The organism is Lactobacillus nasalidis (genome assembly GCF_016587775.1).
GTDB lineage: Bacteria > Bacillota > Bacilli > Lactobacillales > Lactobacillaceae > Lactobacillus > Lactobacillus nasalidis.
The window spans coordinates 1-5206 of the sequence record NZ_BOCG01000508.1; the positions used below are offsets into that span (position 1 = coordinate 1).

General features: G+C 55.3%; 5 protein-coding genes. All 5 read right to left on the minus strand.

All coding sequences use genetic code 11. The features are described from left to right. On the minus strand, positions 1-1585 hold a 1585-nt coding region (locus tag lacNas_RS09955; protein WP_201346820.1), incomplete at its 3' end, for a BglG family transcription antiterminator. Positions 1586-1743: 158 nt separating this feature from the next. Then, the gene (gene glmS / locus lacNas_RS09960; protein WP_201331532.1) at positions 1744-3555 is read right to left on the minus strand and encodes a glutamine--fructose-6-phosphate transaminase (isomerizing); all 1812 of its coding nucleotides are present in this window, start codon (positions 3553-3555) and stop codon (positions 1744-1746) included. Between the two features lie 212 nt (positions 3556-3767). Further along, positions 3768-4253, minus strand: coding sequence for an Lrp/AsnC family transcriptional regulator (locus lacNas_RS09965; protein WP_201331533.1), 486 nt, complete (start codon positions 4251-4253; stop codon positions 3768-3770). Positions 4254-4385: 132 nt separating this feature from the next. Next, entirely contained in the window at positions 4386-4742 is a 357-nt protein-coding gene (locus lacNas_RS09970) for a DUF1304 domain-containing protein (protein WP_201331534.1), read from the minus strand. A gap of 88 nt (positions 4743-4830) precedes the next feature. Continuing rightward, on the minus strand, positions 4831-5206 hold a 376-nt coding region (locus lacNas_RS09975), incomplete at its 5' end, for a DapH/DapD/GlmU-related protein (RefSeq protein WP_201331535.1).

Below are 5206 nucleotides of genomic sequence, written 5' to 3' on the forward strand. Positions count from 1 at the left end.
TCAGCAGCTGCTGGCAGAAGCCGCTGGCCCCGGCCAGCCGGGTCAGTTCCGCCACGGGATCGCTGAACTGGCGCGGCTTCTGGGCCACGGCGCTTTTGGCCGGATACTTGGCCACGTAGCTTGCCACCTCGCTTTTGACCCGGTCGAGCTCGCCTCCCAAAAGCAGCGGGCTGACCAGATGGTATTCGCGCGGAAAGCCCGGCAGGTCCAGAGTCGAGAAGATGATGTCGTAATCCTCCAGCTTCAGCTGGGCCAGGCCGGAAGCCCGGACGGTCTTGACCTGCTTGATCTCCGCCACTTCTTTTTGCAGGCGGGTGGCCAGAATGGCCGAGGTGCCCAGGCCGTTGTCGCAGATCACCAAGGCTGACAGGTTGCGGCGCGGCTGCCGGCTGCCGTATTCGTTGGCGAAATACAGCAAGAGCAGCTGCAGCTCAGCGACGTTGAGCTCTTCTGAAAAGTCGAGCTTCCAGGCGGCGGTGATTGCTTCATACAACTTGGGAAAGTGCATGGTCAGCTGGCTCAAGGTCTCAATGCGCACGTTGGGCAGGCGCTTGACGCTGTGCTGGAGCAGGGCCGAAATGTGCTTTTGCAGGCGGCGGGTGAAGGCGGGATTTTTGCCAAAGTCAAAGTGCACCTGGTCGGAAACGTCTTGAATGAACTGGCCGATCCGCAGGTTGGCGAAAACCTCCTGGTCGTCGTCAGCAAACGGCACCTGCTGGTCCTCGTAATCCTGCAGGCGGTTGGCCAGAAAAACGGCCTCCCCCCGCGACAAGACGGCGCCGGAATCGTCCAAGCGGGCAAAGATCTGGTAGACATAGCTCTGGTACTTCAAAGAGTCCGGCCGCGCCGCCGTCTCCTCGACGCTCTTGCCCTTTCTCAGGCGCAGCAGGCTGATGGCAAACAAAAGTATCAGCTCGATGAGCTGGTAGTCGGTTTCAAAGCTGAAGACCGGCAGGAGGGTCTTCACGGCCTGCCAGCAGTTGATCAGGTCGGCTTTGGGCAGCAGGTCGATGAAAAAGTTCCCCGACTTGGCCCGGTCCTTTTGGTTGAGATAGGCAAAAAAGACGTAGTCGTTGCTTTCACTGAGCAGGATGCCGTTCAGAATCCGCCGCCGCTGGCTCTCCAGCCCGCTGACCTGGACGCCCAGGCCCTTGGTCCGCTTGAGCTCGATTTGGTACTTGGCCAAGGAGGCGGCCACGGCATTCAAGTCGGCCTGCACGGTGGCCTCGCTGACCCCAAGCCGGCCGGCCAGGGCCACGATCTTCACCGGCTCATCTTCCAATAGCAGCAGGGCCGCCAAAGCATTGCCCCGCTCATCGGCCTTCATCTCGCTTTGCCCCCGGCTCTCCTTCAGCTCGCCGCGCAGGCTTTCCACTGCTTCCGCCGGACCGGTCAGCTGCAGGTGCCGCTTTCTGTTGGTCAGCTCCAGGCCCGACTTGGCCAGCTCCGGCCGCAAGAGCCCCAGCTCCCGGTACAGGGTCCGCCGGCTGGTGTCCAGCCTTTTTTCCACCTCGGCCAGGCTGATGCCGTCTTCATTTTCCAGCAGGATCTGCAGAATTCTTTTCTGCCGGTCAGTCACAATCATCGCGCGTCTTCCCTTCTAAAAAGTCCGCCACTATTGTAGCAAAAGAAAAATCCTTTTGGCAAAGAACAATGCCTAAGCAAAATACCCCGCAATCATTAGACGGATTGTCTAACAATTGCGGGGCAGTTCACTTCTGTTTGTCTGTTTTCAGGTCAAAATTATTCAACCGTGACGCTCTTGGCCAGGTTACGCGGCTTGTCAACGTCCAAGCCCTTGTTCTTGGAAGCGTAGTAAGCCAGCAGCTGGGTCGGCACTACTGACAGCAGGGCTGACAGGTAGTAGTCGATTTCCGGCAGAACGATCGTGTCGCCTTCCTTGGCAAACTGCTTGCCGACGATGGTGATCACGTTGGCCCCGCGGGAAGCGACTTCCTGGATGTTGCCCCGGGTCAGGTCGGCCGTTACCGGGTCGTTGATCAAGGCAATCACCGGAGTGCCGTCTTCGATCAGGGAAATGGTCCCGTGCTTCAGTTCAGCAGCTGCGAAGCCTTCAGTTTGAATGTAGGAAACTTCCTTCAGCTTCAAGGCGCCTTCCAGGGCAACGGCGTGGTCGATCCCCCGGCCAATGTAGAAGGCGTTTCTGGATGGCACCAGGTACTTCTTGGCCAGTTCTTCGATCTTTTCCTTGCCGTCAACGATTTCCTGGATCCCTTCAGCAGCCAGGCTCAGGCCCTGCTTGAGATTCCAGTCCTTGGCAGCTGAATCGCCCAGCTTCTCACCGACAGCCTTGGCCAGAATCGCCTGCAGGGCAACCTGGGCCGTGTAAGCCTTGGTTGAGGCAACGGCGATTTCCGGACCAGCGTTCAAGAGCATGGTGTAGCTTGCTTCTCTTGACAGGGTTGACCCTTCCACGTTGGTCATGGTCAAGCTTGGGATCCCGCGCTTGTTGGCTTCAGTCAATACGACCCGGGAGTCGGCAGTTTCACCGGACTGGGTCAAGAAGATGAAGAACGGGTGCTTGGACATCATTGGGAAGTGGTAGCCCGCTTCAGAAGCGTAGCCGACTTCAGTCGGGATGCCCGTGAACTTCTCAAAGACCTGCTGGCCAACCAGGCCGGCGTGGTAGGAAGTCCCGGCCGCGAAGATGTAGATCCGGTCAGCCTGGCTGACAGCGTCAACGATCTTTTCGTCAACGACCGGTTCGCCGGCTTCATCCAGGTAGTCGGTTGACAGGCGGCGCATTACGGCCGGCTGCTCGTCGATTTCCTTGAGCATGTAGAACTCGTAAGTCCCCTTGGAAGCAGCGTTCGGGTCGATGTCCAGAACGTGGGCTTCTCTTTCAACCTTGTTGCCGTCGTAGTCCTGGATTTCGATCGCGTCCTTGGTCACGTCGGCGCAGTCGCCGTCGTTCAAGGCAATAAAGGTCTTGGTCTGGTCCAGAACCGAGATGGCGTCTGAGGCGATGATGTTGAAACCGTCGCCCAGGCCCAGCATCATCGGGCTCTTGTTCTTGGCAATGTAAATGTGATCTGGCTGGGTGTTGTCAACCAGCAAGAAGGCATAAGACCCCTTGACCAGCTTCAAAGTCTTCTTGAAGGCTTCAAAAGCCGGCAGCTTCTCATCCTTGGCAATCTTGGCCACCAGCTGCACGATGACTTCCGTGTCAGTTTCTGACTTGAAGTCTACCCCTTCCAGGTACTTTTCCTTCAGTTCCAGGTAGTTTTCAATAACGCCGTTGTGCACCAGGTAGAAGCGGCCGTCTTCTGAGTAGTGTGGGTGGGCGTTTTCCACCGTTGGGTGACCGTGGGTTGCCCAACGGGTATGACCGATCCCGGTAGTCCCTTCTTCTTCTGGAGTCATCTTTTCTTCCAGATTGGCAATCCGGCCGACTGCCTTGGTCAAGTATTCATGTCCTTGCAAGTCGTTCAGGTAGATCCCGGCTGAATCATAGCCGCGGTACTCCAGGTTCTTCAAACCGTTCAAAACGACTTCTCTAGCTGGCTTGCCAACTACACCGACAATTCCGCACATAAGTTTTCTCCTTTGGTCTAGTTCAATTTAAGATATTGGACTAATTTGTATTTTGCACCTGCAATAGGAATCATAGCTGTTTTTTGGCAGAAGGTCAAGCCCCCTGTTTCCAAATTGGTATAATTGTAAGCGGTAAATTGGCAAGCTTAACTTTTTCTTTGAAAAAAGGCCACAAAAAAAGCCCCCGCTGCTTTAAAAACGGAGGCTGAAAATCAGTTTTCTTTCTTGTCGTCTTCCTCGTCGCTTTCGCTTCTGACTGGAATCGGCCGGTGTTCGATCGGGGTTGAAAAGGCGATTTCGGTCTTGGTCCGGCCGAACTTCTGCAGCTCGTTGACCAGGTGGTCCAGTTCCTCAGGGCGCCGGTAAGCCGCCTGGATCAGCATCGAGTAGTCGCCGGTAACGCAGTCGCACTGGATCACGTTCGGAATCTTCTCAATAAAGGGATAGAACTCGCTCTTGTCTTCGGGCTTGACTTCCAGATTGATGAAGGCCTTGACCACGTAGCCCATGGCCGAGTAGTCGATGTCGGCATAGTAGTGCTTGATCAGGTCATTGGCTTCCATTCTTCTGATGCGGTTGGCCACGGCCGGAGAAGACATGAAGTTGGCTTCCGCGATGTCCTTGACGGAAATCCGGGCATTCTCTTCCAACATTTGTAAAATTCGTCGGTCGGTTTTGTCGATTTTGTATTCAACCATTTTGTTCTCCCACCTATTCAACAGCTGCGCTAAAATTAATTATTTAATTAAAAATATTATATTCCTACAGAAAATTAGCGCAAGCTTTTTCTGAAATTAAGAATAACCTCTTTCAATCCACAAACCTTAGTCTCACGCGAAAAAGCTGACGATCAAAGTCAAAATTGGCAATCCCCCCTGCATCAAGATGATCTTCGGATTGCTGGTCACCGCCCCGTAGGCGGCCACCAGGATGATGTAGACCAAAAGCAGCTGCAGGACGATTTTGCCCAGGGCAAAAGCCGCGATCAAGAGCAAAACGCCCAGCAAGCCGTTGTAGACCCCTTGGTTCTTGAACAGGACGTTCAAGGCCGGACGGCTCAGCTCCTCCTGGCTGATCTGAAACACCTGCGCGGTCTTCGCGGAAGTGGTCGCGATCGTTTCCAGGTACATGATGTAAAAGAACTCAGCTGCCACCAGGCAGGCTAAAATTTGCAAAACAATTTTCATTTTGACTCCCAACTTGTTAACACAGCTAACGCTGATAGTGATATTTTACTTAAAACATAATGATAAAGTCAAACTTTAAGTTGCAACTTTATTCGCAGTCATTCTCCAGGTCAGCAATTTTCCGCGCCGGGTTTCCCGCGAAAACGCCGTTGGCGGGCAGGTCATGGTCGACTACCGCCCCGGCTTCCACGATCACGTTGTCGCCGATTCTGACCCCGGCCAGGACAGTGACCCTCGCCCCCAGGCAGACGTCATTGCCCAGCTCGATTGCTTCAGCCCGGGCCAGGCGCTGGCGGCGCTGGCTGGTGGACCGGGGGTGGGCCTGGGTCGTCAGCAGGCAGTCTGGCCCCATGGTCACGTAATTGCCGATCCGGACCTCAGCGGCGTCAATGATCATCAGGCCGCTGCCGGCCAGGAAATGGTGGCCGATATGGATGTTCGGCCCGTTCTGGCAGCTGAAGCTG

Excerpts from the sequence above, each read along its gene's own strand:
- glmS (WP_201331532.1), bottom strand. The coding sequence starts at position 3,555 with ATGTGCGGAATTGTCGGTGTAGTTGGCAAGCCAGCTAGAGAAGTCGTT.
- lacNas_RS09965 (WP_201331533.1), bottom strand. The coding sequence starts at position 4,253 with ATGGTTGAATACAAAATCGACAAAACCGACCGACGAATTTTACAAATG.
- lacNas_RS09970 (WP_201331534.1), bottom strand. The coding sequence starts at position 4,742 with ATGAAAATTGTTTTGCAAATTTTAGCCTGCCTGGTGGCAGCTGAGTTC.